Here is an 18223-nt window from a genome sequence, read left to right on the forward strand (position 1 = left end):
GACTGATCCACCGCTTTCGCGGGCAAGCCCGCTCCCACATTCGATCTTCAGTGCTGGGGCTGGATCATCCGGCGCAGGGCCGCGCAATCCTCAGCGTGCCAATCCGCCAACTCCGGCCAAGGGTTCTCAGGCACATTCACCAACACCGTCCTGGTCCCCGCCGCCCGCCCGCAATCCAGGTCAAAGCGGTAGTCCCCGACCATCACCATCTCGCTCGGGGCCACCTTCCAAACCTGCGCCAGTTTCAGCAAACCACCCGGGTCCGGCTTGGGCGGCGCATCTTCGCGCCCCAGCACATCGTCGATGGCAAAGCAGTCCGCCAGGCCAATCGCCTGCAGCGTGATGTGCGCCAACTCGCGCGCATTGCGCGTCAGGATGCCCAGGCGATAACCGCGCCCGGCCAGCTCGCGCACCAGCTCCACCGCACCTTGCGCCGCCACTGACCCCACAGCCAGCTCGCGCTCATGCGCAAGCAGCCACGCGTGCTTGGCTGCCGCCACGTCCGCCGGCAACGCCGCCAGGTGCGTGAGGATGTCGTCCTCGGGCGGAATCTCCAGGGCCACGCGAATCGCTGCAAAATCATGCACGGCGACCGTGAGGGTGCCGTCCATGTCAAACACCCAATGCTTGACGTCCGACAGGCTCATGCCCAGTCCTTGCGATGGCGAATCAAGCCTTCCTGGGTCACCGAGGCCACCAGTTGCCCGGCGCGGTTGTACACGCTGCCGCGCGAGAAACCGCGCGAGTTACCGGCCCACGGGCTGTCCATGGCGTACAGCAACCAGTCATCGGCGCGCAGGTCGGCATGAAACCACAGCGCGTGGTCGAGGCTGGCGACCTGCATATCCTTTTGCCACACGGTCTTGCCATGGGGCAGCAACGAGGTGGTCAGCAAGCCAAAATCCGAGGCATAGGCCAGCAGGTATTTATGCAGCGCGGGCGCGTCGGCCAGCGCGCCGTCGGCTCGGAACCACACGTACTTGACCGGGTCGGACGGCTGTGGGTTGTAAGGGTCTTTTTCAGTCACCGGGCGCACTTCGATCGGCTTGGGGCACAGCAACTTGTCGCGCATGTGCTCGGGGATCAGGTGCGCACGCTGCTGGGTCAGTTCCAGTTCGGACGGCAAGTTCTCCGGGCCGACCACCACAGGCATGGTGCTCTGGTGCTCAAAGCCCTTCTCGTCATATTGGAACGACGTGGTGCAGGTGAAAATCGGGTTGCCCTTCTGGATCGCCGTGACGCGGCGCGTGCTGAAACTGCCGCCATCGCGCACACGGTCAACCGAGTAAACCACCGGCAATGACGCGTCGCCGGGGCGCAGGAAATAACCATGCAGGGAATGCACATGTCGCGCTTCTTCTACGGTCTGGCTGGCAGCCGACAACGACTGGCCCAGCACCTGGCCACCGAACAGTTGGCGAAAACCCAGGTCCTGGCTGCGGCCGCGAAAGAGGTTTTCCTCGATCGGCTCCAGGGTCAGCAAGTCCACCAGATCTTCCAATACTTGGCTCATAGAGCAACTCCTACAACAATCGAGAGGGCATTCCGGGCTGCTTATCCGTGCAGCGTGTCCAACCATTGGGCGCGGGTGATGCGATACAAAACATGATGGCGCAGCGGATCATCGGCTGCGACCTTGGGGTGTTCAAAATCTGCCTGGGGATCGTAATGCATACCGATGGCCTGCATGACTTTTTGTGATGGCAGATTGGTTTCGGTGGTGAAGGCGAGAATTTCATCCAGCTGCAGTCGGTCAAAACCACACCGCAGCGCGGTCCACGCCGCCTCACTTGCGTACCCCAACCCCCAATGTTCGCGGGCCAGGCGCCAGCCGATTTCCACCGCCGGGGTAAAGTCCGCTTCAAAGCTGACATTCAGCAGCCCGGTCAGGCCGATAAATTCGCCGGTGTCCTTGCGCTGCAAGGCCCACAGGCCAAAGCCGTATTCAGCGAAATGCCCGCGAATCCGGCCGATCAACGCCGCGCTTTCCAAGTGGCTCAACTTGGCCGGGAAATAACGCATCACCTGCGGGTCGGCGCACATGCGCGCAAATTCCGGTAAGTCGCTGTCGCGCCATTGGCGCAGCAGCAAGCGCGCGCTTTCCAATTCCAGTATCGGCTCCATGGGTCCCCTCCCTTGCCATGTGCGTGAGTGTACAGCGCTGGTAAGATCCTTCGCAGGTTCCCGTCAGAAAATCCCATGCCATTGCCATTGATCTACCACGATGACTACAGCCCTGAGTTCCCGGCAGACCACCGGTTTCCCATGGACAAGTTTCGCCTGTTGCGCGACCACCTGGTGGACAGCGGGCTGACCGAGGACAGCCAATTGCTGCGACCAGAGGTATGCCCGGCGCAGATTCTGGCCCTCGCGCATGAACCGGGGTACATCGAGCGCTACATGAGCGGTGAGCTGTCGCGCGAAGACCAACGGCGCCTCGGCCTGCCGTGGAACGAAGCCCTGGCGCGACGCACCGTGCGCGCGGTCGGCGGCTCGATCCTCGCGGCCGAACAAGCGCTGCAACACGGCCTGGCCTGCCACCTGGCGGGCGGCACCCACCACGCCCATTACGATTACCCCGCCGGCTTTTGCATCTTCAATGACCTGGCGGTGATCAGCCATTACCTGCTGGCCAGCGGCCGGGTCAACCGCGTGCTGATCTTCGACTGCGACGTGCACCAGGGCGACGGCACTGCACGCATCCTCCACGACACGCCGGATGCCATCACCGTGTCGCTGCACTGTGAAAAGAACTTCCCCGCACGCAAGGCCCAGAGCGACTGGGACATCCCGCTGCCCATGGGCATGGGCGACGCCGATTACCTCAAGGTGGTGGACGATGCGCTCAACTACCTGCTGCCGCTCTACCAGCCTGACCTGGTGTTGTACGACGCCGGTGTCGATGTGCATAAGGACGACGCCCTCGGTTACCTCAAGCTGACAGACGCAGGCGTCGCCGCCCGCGACGAGAGCGTGATGCGCCACTGCCTGGGCCGCGACATTCCGGTGATGGGCGTGATCGGTGGCGGCTACAGCAAAGACCGCCCGGCCCTGGCCCGCCGCCACGGCATCCTGCACCACAGCGCTCAGCGGGTGTGGACGTCATCAGGGTGTCATTGAACTGTGCGCGTTACCCACAATGCCTGTGGAACGGCCTGTGGATAACTTGAGCGTAAGCGCCTGAAAGCGCACAGCCGTATGGCCTGTAGGAAAGTGTACGTTTTTTGATCAGGCAGCCACGCTGCCGTCGGGTAGAATGCTCGGCCTATTCAACGACCGTAGCCTTGCCCATGCCTCAGCACCCTTCTCGACACGTCACTCTTATCGGCGGCGGCCCAGCCGGGCTGATGGCCGCTGAAGTCCTGAGCCAGGCGGGCGTGCGGGTAGACCTGTATGACGGCATGCCGTCAGTGGGCCGCAAGTTTCTGCTCGCGGGTGTGGGCGGCATGAACATCACCCACTCCGAGGCGTACCCGGCGTTCCTGTCGCGCTACGCCGAACGCGCGCCGGACATGGCGCCGCTGCTGCGAGCCTTTGGTGCCGAGGCGTTGTGCGAGTGGATTCATGGGCTGGGCGTACAAACCTTCGTCGGCACTTCCGGCCGCGTGTTTCCTACCGACATGAAAGCCGCCCCGCTGCTGCGCGCCTGGCTCAAACGCCTGCGCGATCAAGGCGTGGTTATCCACACCCGGCATCGCTGGCTGGGGTGGACGGCCGACGGCGGTTTACTTATCCACAGCCCGGACGGCGAAAAAACTGTCCACAGCGATGCGGTGTTGCTGGCCCTGGGCGGCGGCAGCTGGTCGCGCCTGGGCTCCGATGGTGCCTGGCTCAAGTTACTGGAAGACAAAGGCGTGCCTTTCGCGCCGTTACAACCGAGCAATTGCGGCTTTGAGGTGTCAGCCTGGAGCGAATTGATGGTGAGCAAATTCGCCGGCGCGCCGTTGAAAAACGTCGCCATCGGCGTGGCGGATGACAAGCCTCGGTTGGGGGAATGCGTGGTCACCGCCATGGGCATCGAGGGCAGCTTGATCTACGCGCTGTCGGCGCCGATTCGTGAAGCGATCAATCGCGATGGCTCAGCCACGGTGCATATCGACCTGCTGCCGAGCAAGCCGCTGGACAAGGTCCAGGCTGCACTGGCCAAGCCGCGTGGTTCGCGCTCGATGAGCAAGCACTTGCACAGCCAATTGGGCCTGGACGGGGTCAAGGCGGCGCTGTTGCGTGAGCTGGCGCCTGCGGAACACTTCCATGATCCGGCGCAACTGGCGGTGGATATCAAGGCATTGCCGCTGACACTGGTGAAAACCCGGCCGATGGATGAAGCCATCAGCACGGCGGGGGGTGTGCCGTTTGAGGCGCTGGATGAGCGGTTGATGCTCAAGCAATTGCCGGGGGTGTTTTGCGCCGGGGAGATGCTGGATTGGGAAGCGCCGACGGGCGGCTATTTGCTGACCGGGTGTTTTGCCAGCGGCAGAGCGGCTGGGCGGGGAATGTTGGAATGGCTTAAGCGCTGAGGTCTGTGGCCACTTCAAAGCCGCCTTCGCAGGCAAGCCAGCTCCCACATTTTGAGCTGTGAATACATTCAAAATGTGGGAGCTGGCTTGCCTGCGATGAGGCCATCAGCAGCGCCGCAAAATCACTTCTTCTTGCGCGGCCCAGTGTTGAACACCGGCACCTTGCGCACCGGCTTGATCGACGGCTCAGCCGGCGCTACGTCCCCACTGTCCACCCACTTACCCAGATTGCGCTTACCGCCACCACCTCCCGACGTCTTTGGCTTCTTCGGCTTTTTCGGTTTTTTCACCACCTGCCCACTGGCATCGGTGTCCGGCACGCGGTGCTCCGGCTCAAAATCCGGCTCCATTTTGCGGGTCAGGGTCTGACGCGTGAGCATCTCGATGGCCGACAGCATGTTCACCTCATCGGCACACACCAGCGAAATCGCCTCGCCGGTGTTGCCCGCACGGCCGGTGCGACCGATACGGTGAATGTAGTCTTCGGCCACGATTGGCAGGTCAAAGTTGACCACCATCGGCAAGTCTTCGATGTCCAGGCCACGGGCTGCCACGTCGGTGGCTACCAGAATCTGCACTTCGCTGGATTTGAAGCGGTCCAGCGCACGCTGGCGGGTTGCTTGCGGTTTGTCGCCATGGATGCCATCGGCATTGATGCCCAGGCCCTGCAATTTGTCTACCAGCGCATCCACGCCGTTACGGGTCTTGGCAAACACCAGCACCTGCTTCCAGCGACCTTTGCGCATCAGGTGCACAAACAGCTCCGCCTTGCGCTTCTTGTCCACCGGTACCACCCACTGTTTCACGGTGTTGGCGGCGACGTTGCGCGGGCTGACTTCAATGCTCAGCGGGTCGTTGAGCATCTGCCCGGCGAGCGAGCGGATTTCATCGGAGAAGGTCGCGGAGAACAGCAAGGTCTGGCGCTTTTTCGGCAGCATGCGGTAAATGTTCGCCAGTTCTTCCGAGAAGCCCAGGTCGAGCATGCGGTCGGCTTCATCCAGCACCAGGGTTTGCAACTGGTTGAGCTTCAGCGCGTTCTGGCGAAACAGGTCGATCAGGCGGCCAGGCGTGGCGACCAGAATGTCGACGCCCTTGCGCAGCTTCATCATCTGCGGGTTGATGCTCACGCCGCCGTACACCGCGTACGTGGTCAGCGGCAGGTGTTGGGCGTACTCGGCGACGCTGGCGTGAACCTGCTCGGCCAGCTCGCGGGTCGGGCACAGAATCAGCGCACGCGCCGAGTTGGCGGCGACTTTCGGCCCTTCCATGGTCAACAGTTGCAGGAGCGGCAGGGCGAAACCTGCGGTCTTGCCGGTGCCGGTCTGGGCCGCGGCCATCAGGTCGCGACCGGCCAGCACCGCCGGAATGGCTCGCGCCTGCACCGGCGTCGGGGTCTGGTAGCCAAGCGTCTCAAGGGCGCGCAGCAAGGGTTCGATCAGGCCAAGGGTGGCGAAAGTCATGTGTTTACCGTAGGAAAAATTCAGCGCAAGGGCGTAATGCGCGGCAGTTTACCTTATTTCCGGCTTGGGCTTTCGCCACTGGGGCAGGCTGATCAGCAACACCGCGCTGATGATCACCAGCATCGCCAAGGCTTCCTCCATGCCGATGGTCTCGCCGACGAACACAATACCCAACAACACCGCGACGGCCGGGTTCACGTAGGCATAGCTGGTCGCCGCTGCCGGGCGTACATGCTTGAGCAGGTACATATAGGCATTGAAGGCGATGATCGAGCCGAACACGGCCAGGTAAGCCAAGGCCAGCCAGCCTTCAATCGGCGGGATTGAATGCAGGCGCTCACCGGTCAGCGCACTGCCCACCAGCAGCAAGGCACCGGCGATGATCATCTCGGCCGCACTGGCCATGGCGCCGGCCGGCAGCGGCAAGTGCCGGCTCCACACCGAGCCGAAGGCCCAGGAGGCGGCGGCGAACAGCAGCAACATTGCACCGGTGGGGCTCGACTGCAGGTTGGAGCCCATGTTGAGCATGGCAATGCCGATAATCCCCAGCACCACGCCGGCCCACTCCAGGCGCGTATTGCGTGCGCCCCAGAAATACCCACACAGCAACGTGAACAACGGCACCGTCGCCACCGCCAACGCGGCCACGCCGGAAGCAACGCCGGTGTGCTCGGCAACCGTCACCGCACCATTACCAAAGGTCAGCAGCAAAACGCCGATCTTGGCCGCGGCCTTCCACTGCACCCACGTCGGCGCAGGCGCCCCGCGCCAGCGCAAATAGCCATACATCGCCAGCCCCGCCACCAGGAATCGAATCCCGCCCAACATCAACGGCGGCCAGTACTCCACGCCGATTCGAATCACCAAGTAGGTAGAACCCCAGATGACATACAGCGCAAAAAAAGCGGCGATCAACGGTAAGGGAAAACGACGTGGGCCAGGCATTGGGCAGCTCTGCGGCAGAATATTGGAGGCTTATTCTAAAAAGGCAGCACGCTGAACATAAGTTACAAAACCTGTTTAAAGCGCCCATACACTTTTCAAAACATGGTTCTGAAGGCTATAACCCGTGTATTCGAAAGCCACGCATCGCCGGAGCCTTATCATGGACAAATACGACCGCATGCTGCTCAGCGCCCTGCTCGAGGATGGCCGCGCGTCCTATGCGCAGTTGGCACGCACTGTAAACCTCTCCGCCCCCGCCGTGGCCGAGCGCGTGGCCAAGCTGGAAGCCAGCGGCGTGATCACCGGGTATCAGGCCAAGGTCGACCTGTCGAAAATCGGTTTGCCGATCCAATGCACGATAGAGCTGCGCCTGACCAACAATGGCAGCCAAAAGGTTTACGACGCCCTCGCGGAAATCCCCGAGCTGACCGAATGCCACCGGGTAACAGGCGACCCGTGCGTGATCATGCAAGCAGCGGTGGGCTCGATGCCGGAGTTGGAGAACCTGATCAACCGGGTGGCGAAGTTTGGCTTCAGCAAGACCTCGATCATTTTGTCGAGCGCGATAGCGCGGCGGGTGCCGTTGGGGCAGTTGGAACGCAATGGGAAAAATGGCGGCTGATACACCGTCATCGCTGCGATGCGGCGCCCCGACAAGCCAGCTCCCACAGTAGATTGCATCCAGCCCTGGCGACTCGGTCAACCGTGGGAGCTGGCTTGCCTGCGATGGCGTCAGTTGCTTCAGCGAAGACTTGAGCGCTGAGCAATCAACTCGACAACCTGCTTGATGGTCGTGATGTGATCCCAGTCTTCCTGAGTCGCCTGCAGGTTGAATTGCCACTTCATCTGCATAACGAAGCAGGTCAAATCGTCATCAATGATCGTGAAGTCATGAATGAAATCCGTGTGTTCCGTCACGTGGCTTCGGTCGATAAAACCAATGATATCGACGAACAGCTGAATCACCTTTTCGCAGATCTCGGCTCGGGTCGGGCTACCTTCCATTTCTCGCCTCATAGGCACACTTGCCAATACTGATCAGGTCAAAAATAGCCAGCCCCACAGCAACGAAGGGAATGCCTCGCCCAATAATGCCAAATACGCGGACGGTGCCACACGTTGCTTTTGCCAACCTGGCCGCTGTTGGCTGCCTGATCAGCTTACGAGGGAAAAAGCGCATTCCAATAAGGCTCGCCAGGTTCGTCGTTTTGCTGGAGCCGACGTGGATCCCGTTTCACCATGGTCAAAGTCACCCCCAATCCACCCAACTTCCTCAGCGAAGACGCCCAGCTCAACCGCCGAGCCATCGACTACTACCTCAAAGCATCCGCCCCGGACGCGCCCAACTTTGTGCTGAACGACAACCTGAGCTTCGAAGACGCGCTCGCGCATGCAACCGACTTGCTGCATTGCGCGGTGGAAACGGCGCACGGGTCGGCTGGGGCGATGAATGCGCAACAGCGGGCGGTGATGCATTTGGTGGGGATGGCGAAAGAAGTGGTGGGTCGGGCGTTGGAATGCGTGCAGCCTCGATGAACACGGCATAACCCCTGTGGGAGCGGGCTTGCCCGCTCCCACATTTGATCTTCAGTGTTCTTATGGAGTGTGGTCGGTTTAGAACCCGCGGTGCTTCTTCAGATGCTCATTGATCTTCGCTGCCGGCACTTTCTGCAAGGTGCACAGCAGGTCGTGGGACAGTTCGCGCAACCCATGCGTACCGCGCAATTGCTCGGCCAGGTGCGCCGTCAAGTTAGCTGCCATTTCGGCATCTGCCATCGCCCGGTGAGCCTTGCCGGTGTGGGGCAGTTGGGCGAATGAATTCAACGTGCCGAGTTTGTGGTTCGGCGCCGACGGCATCAAGCGGCGGGCCAGCAGCAGCGAGCAGGCGAATTTTTGCAGGCGAGTGCGGCGGATCAGGCCCAGCTCAAAATCCCAGAACTTTTGGTCGAACGCGGCGTTGTGCGCCAGCAGTGGCGTGGTGCCGACGAATTCATTCACTTCGTTCATCACGCGCTCGGCCGGTGGCGCGCTGCGCAGCATGGCGTTGCTGATGCCGGTGAGCTGTTCGATAAAGCCCGGCACGCGCACACCGGCATTCATCAGACTCTGGTAGCGGTCCACGATCTGCCCGCGTTCAAGGATGACCACCGCGATTTCCGTGGCCCGGCAGTGGCTACTCGGGGTGATGCCGGTGGTTTCAAAGTCGATGACCGCTATACGTTCCAAACCTGTTCCAACTCCGTCTGACAATTGACTTATTTAAGCAGCAGCGCGCCTTCGATCGGCACGTAGCGGCTGGCGGCGCGGATCAGCGAGTTGGCCGTCAGCCCCGGGACGCCATAGGCCACGGCTTCGACGCCATGCTTTTGGATGATGCGCTCGAGCAGCATGTCGAAATCACCGTCGCCGGAGGCCAGCACCACTTCGTCGACGTGGTCGGCGGCGTCCATGATGTCGAGGGTGATGCCCACGTCCCAGTCGCCCTTGGCCGAGCCGTCGCTGCGTTGGATGTAGGGTTTGAGTTTTACCGTGAAGCCCAGGTTGCGCAGGATCTGCTGGAATTGCTGCTGCTTGCTGTCGCCACGGTCGATGGCGTACGCATAGGCTTCGACGATCTGCCCGCGTGCGCTGATGTCAGCCCACAGGGCGGCGTAATTGAAGTGGCAACCGTAGGCCTGGCGCACGGTGTAGTAGAGGTTTTGTACATCGGCGAACACCGCAATTTTCTTCACCGCACTTCCCCATGGTTGCCACTTGGACCTCGGACGTGAGAGCCCGCAAAGGCGCCAGTATGCCAGCCATGGGAAAGTTTCAGCGAAAAATCAGCCCGGGGCGACGAAGCGCCCCGGTTGAAGGCGAGTCAGACGAAGGAATCGTCGTCACCAAACGAGGAGGAATCGTCGCCAAAGTCGCTGTCGGCGAAGCTGTCCGAGGCATTGTCGCGGCCCCAGCTGTCATTGCCGGCAAACTTCTGGTCGTCGTTGCCCCAATTGCCGTTATCACTGGCGGGCGCCGGTTCTTCGCGGATGATTTCTTCCACCACTTGCGGCTGTTGCGAGTTGTGGTTGAACAAGCTGCTGATGCCTTCGGCCAACATCACACCACCGGCCACGCCGGCAGCGGTTTTCAACGCCCCGCCGAGGAAGCCACTGCCAATCGGTGCTGCGGGCGCTTGTTGGGGCTGTTGATAGTTTTGCGGCGGCGCGCCGTAGTTTTGCTGCGGCGCAGGCTGGCCGAACGACGGCCGCCCAGGCTCACGCCAACCGCCACCGGAAGCCGCCGGCGCACTTTGCGTGGGTTGCGGGTCACGGGAGCCGCCGCCAAAGATGCTCGACAGAAAACCGCCACTGCTCGGCGCCGGCTGTGCTGCCTGAGCCTTGGCCTGCTGCAACTCATCCTGCAACTGCTGGATCTGCTGCGCCTGTTGCTTGTTCTGCGCGTCGAGGCTCTTGATCGCGTGTTCTTGCACCAGGATCGACTGGGTCATGTAGTACCCAGCGGCCGGTTGGCGAGTCATGTGCTCCTTGATCCGCGCTTCAGCCAGGGCGTCGCGGGGGGCTGAGTCCGCTTCGGCTTGCTGCAGCCGTGAAAACAGTCCATCGATCAGGGTTTGCTCTTCGCTGTTCATGGCGACCTCGTTAGATTGCCGGTAAAAATCATGGGTCCGCCTGTGATCAGGCGAGCTACACACTAGTTATGGGGTTGTTACCAGACGTTTCAATGGTCTTTACGCAAGGTTTACGTTTGCTTACCTTTCGTCATGATCGGTTAAAGTATGGGCCTTGCTTTTCGGCCTGTGATGAACCTGATGAATCCGTTAGACGTTTTGCGCGACTCCTTCCGTTTCACCCAACGCAATCTGGGCGCTATCGTCCAGCTGTGCCTGCCGCTGGTGATTCTCGAAGCCCTGCTGCAACAAGTGCTCGATCACACGCTGGGCCCGGACGCCTTCCCCGGCTACAGCGTGGTGGTGGGGCTGTTGGTGTACCCGCTGTACACCGGCGCGTTGATCCTGTTTCTGGATGCGCGCACCCGTGGGGAGTCGCCGCGGACCAAAGACGTGTGGGCCATGGCACTGACCCTGTGGCCGCGTTTCGCGCTGCTCACGGCCATCAGCACCTTGCTGATCCTGCTGGGCTTGTCGCTGTATTTCCTGCCGGGCCTGTGGCTGATGGTGGTGCTGGCGTTTGCCGAGTACCTGTTGGTGTTACGCGGTATGTCGGCGCTGGAGGCGATGAAGGAAAGTTTTCGCCTGACCCGTGGGCATTTCTGGCGAATCCTGGTGTGCCTGCTGTGCGTGATGACGCCGCTGTGGCTGCTCAAAGGCGCCAGCGTGGCGGCCTACCCTGACCCCGCGCCGTTGCTGGGCGTACTGATCGACAGCGCCCACAGCTTCCTGCAACTGTTTACCAGCGTGGTGCTGTTCCGTTTATTCATGCTGATCGGTGGCGATGCCGACGCGCGGTGATATGCTCCTGCCACTCCTGAAACGCCATAAGCCGAGCCGATGACCCGTTTATTGCGCATCACCCTGTTGAGCCTGCTGATTATCGCGGGCCTGCTCGCCGCCCTGATCTACAGCCTGACCTGGCGCCCCGCCGACAAACAAATCCTGCCCGTAAGCTGCGTCGCGCCGCGTGCGCCAACGCTGCTGCCCGGGCAGGCGCTGAAGGTCATGACCTGGAATGTGCAATACCTGGCGGGCAAGAACTATGTGTTCTGGTACGACACCGCCGACGGCAATGGCCCGGATGATCGCCCTACCGTGGAAGACATGGCCTCCAGCCTCGACGAAGTGGCGCGGGTGATCCGCGACGAACAACCCGACATCCTGCTGCTGCAGGAACTCGACGAAAACGCCAAGCCCTCCCATTACCAGGACCAGATCGCCCTGCTGCAGGAACGCCTGGTCGATCTCTACCCGTGCAGCGCCCAGGCCTTCGACTGGAAAGCCGACTTTGTGCCCAGCCTGCATATTTTCGGCAGCGTCGGCCGCAAGCTGGTGACGCTCAGCCGCTACCAGATCGAACACGCCGAACGCCTGCAACTGCCGGTGTCTCCGGCCAACTTCATCAGTCGCCAGTTCCAACCCAAACCCGCCTTATTGTTGACCTACTTGCCGTTGAGCGATGGTGGCCAATTGGCCGTGCTCAACACCCGGCTGGACGGCGATAAGCCTGGGCGGTCGGCGGTGCAGGAGCAGGTAAAAGCCACGGTTAAGCTGCTGGACAAGTTCGAAGGCCGTGGCACGCCGTGGTTGATTGGTGGGGATTTCAACTTGCTGCCGCTGGGGCAATTCCTGCGCCTGGACGCGGGCAAGCGCGGGCAGTATTCGCCGGACAGCGAGCTGCACCTGCTCTGGGATAAATACCCGATGATCCCCAGTAACAGTGAATCCAGCGGGATTGACCGGGCCAAGTGGCTTACGCACTTCCCCAATGACCCGAGTGTGGATGGGCCGGATCGGACCTTGGATTATTTGTTCTACAGCCCAAGGATCAAGCGGGTAGAGGCCAAAGTACGGCAAGAAGACACACTGCGTATCTCCAACCACCTACCCGTGATCGCCCGGTTCCTGCTCCCGGCCGCGCAATAACCCACACTTAACACTTTGTGGAAAGCTGGCTTGTGTGGGAGCTGGCTTGCCTGCGATAGCTTCACCGCGGTGAACCCGATAGACCGAGTCGTCTGCATCGCAGGCAAGCCAGCTCTCACATTTGATCTGCACACGACCTACTTGCGGGGTTTGATCCGGGCGGTGGGTTCGGCCACCAAGGGGTCGTCCGGCCAGTAATGCTTGGGGTATCTTCCTTTCAAATCCTTCTTCACTTCGGCGTAGGTACTGCGCCAGAAGTTCGCCAAGTCCTGCGTCACCTGCACCGGCCGGCGCGCCGGAGACAACAGGTGCAGCTTGACTGCCTGGCGCCCACCGGCAATGCGCGGCGTGTCCGCCAGCCCGAACAATTCCTGCAAGCGCACCGCCAGAATCGGCGGCTGCTCGCTGTAGTCCAAACGCACCGAGGAGCCCGAGGGCACCTTCACGTGCTGCGGCGCCAGCTCGTCCAGGCGCTGAGGCAGCGGCCAGGGCAACAGGTTGTGCAGGAAACTGGAAATATCCAGGTTGACGAAGTGGCTCAGGCGCGAGACTTTGCCGAGGTAGGGCATCAACCAATGCTCCAGGCTGGCGAGCAAAGCCTTGTCGCTGAGATCCGGCCATTCACTGGCTTTGCCGGCGTCCAGCTGACGCAGCAGCATGACGCGGGCCTGCCATTGGCGCAGTTCAGGCGTCCACGGTAACAATTCCAGGCCTTTGCGGCGCACGAGGTTGACCAACGCCTGGCTGCGCGCGGACTCGTCGAGGCCGGTCAGCGGTTCGCGGCTGAGCACCAGTTCGCCGACTTTGCGCTGACGCTCCGCGCGCAGCACGCCTTCGCGCTCGTCCCAATCGAGCTGATCGACGTTGCGCACTTGCTCGGCAAGCACTGTGTCGAACAGCGCCGGATCGAAGTCGGCCGCGAGGTAGATGCGCTCTTCGCGCTGGCCCTGACGGCTGCCGAGGTCGGCGATCACCAGCCACGCTTGTTTCATCAGGCTGTCGGCCTCGGCGAACAGCGCGGCACGGCCATTGGCCAGGCGGTATTCGGCGCCGCCGGGGCGACGTTGCTGGGCGACGCGGTCCGGGTAGGCCAGCGCCAGCAAGGCGCCGAGCCAGCGCGGGTGATCGGGATCGGACACCGCCTGAGTCGCCTGGCCTCTCAAATAGCTGCGGTATTGCCGGGCAAGTTGCTTGGCGCGCTGCACGCCGCCTTGGGTACCTCGCGCACGCTCTTCGCCGGACATCAGCGCCAGCCGGCTGTGCAAATCGGCACCGGCGCCGCGCAAGATGTCACGCTCGCCCAACAGCGCGGCGACATCACACGCCGTGGCCGCGAGCCCCAGGTCCTGACCGCGCAGCAACAGGTGGGCGATACGCGGATGCGCGGGCAACTCGGCCATCTTCTGGCCATGGGCGGTGAGTTTGTCGTCGCTCAAGGCACCCAGACGCACGAGCAAATCCTGAGCCTGGGCATACGCGGCAGTCGGCGGCACATCCAGCCACACCAGTTGCGTGGGCGTGACGCCCCAACGCGCCAATTGCAAGGCCAGCCCGGCAAGGTCGGCGGCGAGGATTTCCGCGCTGCCATACGCCGCCAGGCCTTCATGCTGGTCTTCGGACCACAGCCGATAACACACGCCCGGCTCCAGGCGCCCTGCCCGGCCGGCACGCTGAGTGGCGCTGGCGCGGGAGATGCGCTGGGTGTCGAGGCGGGTCATGCCGCTGCCAGGGTCGAAACGCGGGACCCGCGCCAGCCCGGCGTCGATCACCACGCGCACGCCGTTGATGGTCAGGCTGGTCTCGGCGATGTTGGTGGCCAGTACCACCTTACGTTTGCCGGCGGGCGCCGGGTCAATGGCGGCGCGTTGGGCGTTGAGGTCAAGCTCGCCATGCAGCGGGCACAGCAGCACATCCGGGCGATCACCCAAAGCGTCGGCCAGTTGTTGATTAACCCGGCGAATCTCGGCCTGCCCCGGCAGAAACACGAGAATGCTGCCGGTCTCGTCATGCACGGCCTCAAGGACGGTCTGCACCACGCGCGGCTCGATAAATTCACCGGCCTGGTACGGGCGGCCCCAGCGCATCTGCACCGGGAACATGCGCCCTTCGCTGCGCAGGATCGGCGCGTCATCCAGCAGGCCGGACAGGCGTTCGCCTTCGAGGGTGGCGGACATCAGCAGGATTTTCAGCGGTTGTTCGTCGCGAAACAGATCGCGGCCATTCAGGCTCAGCGCCAGCGCGAGGTCGGCGTCGAGGCTGCGCTCGTGGAATTCGTCAAAGATCAGCAGGCCCACGCCTTCCAGCGCCGGGTCGTCCTGCAAGCGGCGGGTGAGGATGCCTTCGGTGACCACTTCGATACGCGTAGTGGGCCCGACCTTGCTGTCGAGGCGGATGCGATAGCCGACGGTTTCGCCGACCTTTTCGCCCAGCTCGCTGGCCAACCGTTCGGCGGCCGCACGCGCGGCCAGGCGTCGGGGTTCGAGCATCAGGATGGTCTGCCCGGCCAGCCATGGCTCGTTCAACAAGGCCAAGGGCACGCGGGTGGTTTTACCGGCGCCGGGCGGCGCTTCCAGCACGGCTTCATGGCGAATCGCCAAGGCGTCACGCAGGGCGGGTAAAACATCATCGATCGGCAACGAATTCATACTGGCTCCAAAGCAGAGCGGCGAGTATAACGGCGAACTGCCGGATGCCGGTGCTGGTCTCAACGAGACCTCCCAATCCCACGGGTAACGCGGTTACGTGTGGGAGCGGGCTTGCTCGCGAAGGCGGTGTATCAGTCGACACATGTATTGACTGACACGCCGTCTTCGCGGGCAAGCCCGCTCCCACATTGGATAGTCGTCGTCCGGTAGATCTGGCTTATAGTTTCGTATCAACCGTGTTCAGGAGAGTTTTCATGCGTATCGCTTCCCGTGTCATCGGCGGTGTCCTCGCCGTCACCCTGCTGAGCCAACTGACCGCCTGCGGTTCGATTTTCTACCCGGACCGCCGCGGCCAGATCGACGGCAAGATCGACCCGGCGATTGCCGTACTCGACGCCGTGGGCCTGCTGTTCTACGTAATCCCCGGCCTGATCGCATTCGGCGTGGACTTCGCCACCGGCGCGATTTACTTCGAGCCCGGCAAAACGGCTCAAGTCGCACCCGAGAAACTGCACGAAGCCATCGGCGCCGACGGCAAGGTCGATAACGCCAAGCTGCAAACCATCATCCAGAAGGAAACCGGCCGCACCCTGCCGCTGGATGACCCGCGCATGATCCAGTTCAAGGGCAGCGTGCAGCAACTCGCCTCCCTGGGCCTGCAGCCCGCCGCTTAAGGATTCGACCCGCTTATGACCAGCAGTCCCGAACACGCAAGGCTCTTGCGCCTGGCCACCCGCGCGTCGGTGGGCGTGGCCTGTGCGCTGATTATTATCAAGGCCATCGCCTGGTGGTTCAGTGGCTCGGTGAGCATGCTCGCCGGGTTGACCGACTCGCTGCTCGATGGCGTGACCTCGTTGCTGAACCTGCTGGCAGTGCATTACGCGCTGCGCCCAGCCGACGATGATCACCGTTACGGGCATGGCAAGGCGGAGTCGCTGTCGGGCATGGCCCAGGCGTTGTTTATCGCCGGCAGCGCGGTGCTGATTGCGTTCCAGGCGTACCAGCGTTTGCACCATCCGGAACCGGTCGGCGCGCCATGGCTGAGCATCGGGGTCATCGTGTTTTCACTGGTGATGACGGTGGCGCTGCTGATGCTGCAACACCGGGTGATCCGCGAAACCGGCTCCAACGCCGTGCGCGCGGACTCGCTGCACTACCGTTCGGACTTGATGCTCAATGGCAGCATTCTGGTGGCGTTGGTGTTGGCGGGGTTCGGCTTCAATCAGGTCGATGCGTGGTTCGGCCTGGGTATCGCCGCGTACATTTTGTGGAGCGCCATCCAGATCGCCCGCGAAAGCTTTGCGGTGTTGATGGACGAGGAACTGCCAGCCGAAGTGAGCCAGCACATGCTGGAACTGGCGCGCGGTGTGCCGGGCGTGTTGGGTGCGCATGATTTGCGCACGCGGATTTCCGGCAGCCACTGGTTCGTGCAACTGCATCTGGAGTTGCCGGGGGAATTATCGTTGTCGGTTGCCCACGGCATCAGCGACCAGGCCGCCGATGCCATTCACAACGCCTACCCGCGCGCCGAAGTGCTGGTGCACGCCGACCCGCGGGAAGTGGTCACGGGCAATAAGGCTTAGTACTGCACCTGATACCCGCGACTGGTGAGGCAGTTGCCCTGGGCCTGGCGGTAGGTTTGCACCACCGCAGGGTCCGGGGCGTAGGTGACGGTCCGTGGGTCGAAACCGCTTTGTTGCACTGCCCAGCGATAACAGTCGTAGCCGTCCTGCTGCACTTGCGCCGGTGACTGGCCGTTGGCCGGGTAGGCCACCACGTCATAGCCATTGCCTTGCGGCGCAGGTTGCGGTGCCGGCACCTCTGTCGGCGGCTGCACCACCACGTACTGCTGGGTGGCGTTTTCATAGGTGTAGTACGAACCCGCTGCAAGGAAGAACAGCGCGCTTCCCACCCACACTTCGCGCGCATAGTCCGGCAGGTATTGCACGCGGATGCCGTACGGCGGCGTCACCACGACATAACGCGGGCCTTGCGGGCGATACCAGTAACCGCCGGAGAAGAAGTAATCCTGGCCACGGTAAGGCACGCGGTAGTTGCGGTCGGGAAACCGATCCACTGTATAGCCGGGGCGATATTGCGGGCCAGGGCCCCAACCATTGCCGTGCCCACTGGGGCGACCCGGCCAGCGGTTGTCGTTGGGGTGACCATTGTTGAAGCCGCCACCCGGGCGCCCGGGGCCATTGCCGGCCTGCCAATGCTGGTTGCTATCGTTACGGCGCGGGATGTCCTGATAGTGACCCTGGCGCGGCTCCTGGGTTTGCCGAACCGTGTCCGGGCGCCCCTGAATCGGCAGGTTATTCACGGGCTGCGGCGCCGGCCGAGGCTGTTCGGCACCTTGCGGGCGACCTTGCCATTGCCCACCGCCGTGCTGCTGTTGCTCGGCGCGATCAAAATGCTGGTTTTGCGGCCGAGGCTGGTTGTTCTCGACATGCGGGTTCTGCGGGCGCGGCTGGTTGATTTCCGGGCGCGGTTGATTGTTTTGCGGACGTGGTTGGTTATTTTGCGGTCGCGGCTGTTCGTTGCCTTGCCGTCCGCCTTCGGGACCTCTTTCATGCTGACCGCCCCCTTCAGAGCGCGGGTCGTCGGCCATCACGTGCGAGCCAACGGTCATCATCAGCAAACCTACACCTGCCATACGCCAGATGCGCTTCATGCTATTCCTCACTGCGGATAAGGGCCTAGAACGTCCGGCCTCATAGATGAGACTGGAAAAGCCTCGCCCGGTTCTGAGACAGGTTATCAGTCACGAGAAGTATTTTTTCGGGTAAAAACGCGCGCAAAGAAAAAGGGGTGACCCGTCGGCCACCCCTTGAGAATTTCGTCCGTGCTCAACGCTTTTGACGTTGGCTCACCTCACGCCGTCTTGTGGACAGTGTGCAGCCTGGAGGCCGGCTCAACCCTGCTGGGGCGGCGGCCGCAGCGGGCCTGATTGGGCGGGCTGCAGTGGACTGTTGTCCAGGCGGTGATTCTGTTGGTAATCATAGGCCCGCCGCGCCGACAGATGATTGCGAAGATTGCGTCAATAAACAGTGCTTGCGC

19 protein-coding genes are annotated in these 18223 nt (G+C 62.3%); 8 read left to right on the plus strand and 11 right to left on the minus strand.

What is annotated here, in order from left to right; translation table 11 throughout:
* Positions 1 to 47: 47 nt before the first annotated feature.
* Genes AACW30_RS27750 through AACW30_RS27760 form a run of 3 tightly spaced genes read right to left on the minus strand, consistent with a single transcriptional unit; the run spans position 48 to position 2124 of the window.
* A complete protein-coding gene (locus AACW30_RS27750; RefSeq protein ID WP_200623916.1) occupies positions 48 to 647 on the minus strand; it encodes an HAD family hydrolase in 600 nt (199 codons plus the stop codon).
* Positions 644 to 1513, minus strand: coding sequence for an acyl-CoA thioesterase II (gene tesB / locus AACW30_RS27755; protein WP_119740941.1), 870 nt, complete (start codon positions 1511 to 1513; stop codon positions 644 to 646). Before tesB ends, AACW30_RS27750 begins: the two co-directional genes overlap by 4 nt.
* Before the next feature lie 41 nt (positions 1514 to 1554).
* Positions 1555 to 2124, minus strand: coding sequence for a GNAT family N-acetyltransferase (locus AACW30_RS27760; RefSeq protein ID WP_106579319.1), 570 nt, complete (start codon positions 2122 to 2124; stop codon positions 1555 to 1557).
* A gap of 75 nt (positions 2125 to 2199) precedes the next feature.
* On the opposite strand from AACW30_RS27760, the gene AACW30_RS27765 reads away from it, so the two are divergent.
* Both AACW30_RS27765 and AACW30_RS27770 read left to right on the plus strand, forming a co-directional pair.
* Positions 2200 to 3120: a histone deacetylase family protein gene (locus tag AACW30_RS27765; protein ID WP_106579320.1), complete on the plus strand. Its 921-nt coding sequence runs from the start codon at positions 2200 to 2202 to the stop codon at positions 3118 to 3120.
* Positions 3121 to 3290: 170 nt separating this feature from the next.
* Positions 3291 to 4517, plus strand: a complete 1227-nt coding sequence (locus AACW30_RS27770; RefSeq protein WP_200623917.1) for a TIGR03862 family flavoprotein — start codon at positions 3291 to 3293, stop codon at positions 4515 to 4517.
* A gap of 122 nt (positions 4518 to 4639) precedes the next feature.
* On the opposite strand, the gene AACW30_RS27775 is transcribed toward AACW30_RS27770, so the two are convergent.
* Both AACW30_RS27775 and yedA read right to left on the minus strand, forming a co-directional pair.
* A complete protein-coding gene (locus AACW30_RS27775; protein ID WP_200623918.1) occupies positions 4640 to 5977 on the minus strand; it encodes a DEAD/DEAH box helicase in 1338 nt (445 codons plus the stop codon).
* 48 nt (positions 5978 to 6025) lie between these two features.
* Positions 6026 to 6922, minus strand: a complete 897-nt coding sequence (yedA, locus tag AACW30_RS27780; RefSeq protein ID WP_200623919.1) for a drug/metabolite exporter YedA — start codon at positions 6920 to 6922, stop codon at positions 6026 to 6028.
* A 160-nt stretch (positions 6923 to 7082) separates the two neighbouring features.
* Here yedA and AACW30_RS27785 point away from each other — a divergent pair, with 160 nt between their 5' ends.
* The gene (locus tag AACW30_RS27785; RefSeq protein WP_106579324.1) at positions 7083 to 7544 is read left to right on the plus strand and encodes an Lrp/AsnC family transcriptional regulator; all 462 of its coding nucleotides are present in this window, start codon (positions 7083 to 7085) and stop codon (positions 7542 to 7544) included.
* Between the two features lie 119 nt (positions 7545 to 7663).
* On the opposite strand, the gene AACW30_RS27790 is transcribed toward AACW30_RS27785, so the two are convergent.
* Positions 7664 to 7927 (minus strand): acyl carrier protein, encoded by a 264-nt coding sequence (locus AACW30_RS27790; RefSeq protein ID WP_200623920.1) that lies wholly within the window; start codon positions 7925 to 7927, stop codon positions 7664 to 7666.
* 234 nt (positions 7928 to 8161) lie between these two features.
* On the opposite strand from AACW30_RS27790, the gene AACW30_RS27795 reads away from it, so the two are divergent.
* Complete coding sequence (locus AACW30_RS27795) at positions 8162 to 8458, plus strand: DUF3077 domain-containing protein (protein WP_200623921.1); 297 nt, start codon at positions 8162 to 8164, stop codon at positions 8456 to 8458.
* Positions 8459 to 8536: 78 nt separating this feature from the next.
* On the opposite strand, the gene AACW30_RS27800 is transcribed toward AACW30_RS27795, so the two are convergent.
* From AACW30_RS27800 to AACW30_RS27810, 3 genes are all read right to left on the minus strand, one after another.
* Positions 8537 to 9148 carry a 3'-5' exonuclease gene (locus tag AACW30_RS27800; RefSeq protein ID WP_106579327.1) on the minus strand — a complete coding sequence of 204 codons (612 nt, stop codon included), beginning with the start codon at positions 9146 to 9148 and terminating at the stop codon, positions 8537 to 8539.
* A gap of 29 nt (positions 9149 to 9177) precedes the next feature.
* Positions 9178 to 9654, minus strand: coding sequence for a LabA-like NYN domain-containing protein (locus AACW30_RS27805; RefSeq protein WP_119740929.1), 477 nt, complete (start codon positions 9652 to 9654; stop codon positions 9178 to 9180).
* 128 nt (positions 9655 to 9782) lie between these two features.
* A complete protein-coding gene (locus AACW30_RS27810) occupies positions 9783 to 10550 on the minus strand; it encodes a DUF2076 domain-containing protein (protein WP_200623922.1) in 768 nt (255 codons plus the stop codon).
* Between the two features lie 180 nt (positions 10551 to 10730).
* Between AACW30_RS27810 and AACW30_RS27815 the strand changes: the two genes are divergently transcribed.
* Together AACW30_RS27815 and AACW30_RS27820 are read left to right on the plus strand one after the other, a co-directional pair.
* Entirely contained in the window at positions 10731 to 11390 is a 660-nt protein-coding gene (locus AACW30_RS27815) for a YciC family protein (RefSeq protein ID WP_119742768.1), read from the plus strand.
* A 39-nt stretch (positions 11391 to 11429) separates the two neighbouring features.
* The gene (locus AACW30_RS27820) at positions 11430 to 12518 is read left to right on the plus strand and encodes an endonuclease/exonuclease/phosphatase family protein (RefSeq protein WP_179676688.1); all 1089 of its coding nucleotides are present in this window, start codon (positions 11430 to 11432) and stop codon (positions 12516 to 12518) included.
* A 137-nt stretch (positions 12519 to 12655) separates the two neighbouring features.
* On the opposite strand, the gene hrpB is transcribed toward AACW30_RS27820, so the two are convergent.
* Positions 12656 to 15163, minus strand: a complete 2508-nt coding sequence (gene hrpB, locus AACW30_RS27825) for an ATP-dependent helicase HrpB (RefSeq protein WP_200623923.1) — start codon at positions 15161 to 15163, stop codon at positions 12656 to 12658.
* Positions 15164 to 15417: 254 nt separating this feature from the next.
* On the opposite strand from hrpB, the gene AACW30_RS27830 reads away from it, so the two are divergent.
* Both AACW30_RS27830 and AACW30_RS27835 read left to right on the plus strand, forming a co-directional pair.
* The gene (locus tag AACW30_RS27830; protein ID WP_106579351.1) at positions 15418 to 15837 is read left to right on the plus strand and encodes a polyribonucleotide nucleotidyltransferase; all 420 of its coding nucleotides are present in this window, start codon (positions 15418 to 15420) and stop codon (positions 15835 to 15837) included.
* A 15-nt stretch (positions 15838 to 15852) separates the two neighbouring features.
* A complete protein-coding gene (locus AACW30_RS27835; RefSeq protein ID WP_200623924.1) occupies positions 15853 to 16746 on the plus strand; it encodes a cation diffusion facilitator family transporter in 894 nt (297 codons plus the stop codon).
* Here the strand turns inward: AACW30_RS27835 and AACW30_RS27840 are convergent.
* The gene (locus AACW30_RS27840) at positions 16743 to 17837 is read right to left on the minus strand and encodes a DUF6515 family protein (protein ID WP_200623925.1); all 1095 of its coding nucleotides are present in this window, start codon (positions 17835 to 17837) and stop codon (positions 16743 to 16745) included. The two genes, AACW30_RS27835 and AACW30_RS27840, sit on opposite strands and share 4 nt — an antisense overlap.
* Positions 17838 to 18223: the final 386 nt, after the last annotated feature.

It is taken from the genome of Pseudomonas sp. MF6747, from assembly GCF_963890955.1.
GTDB lineage: Bacteria > Pseudomonadota > Gammaproteobacteria > Pseudomonadales > Pseudomonadaceae > Aquipseudomonas.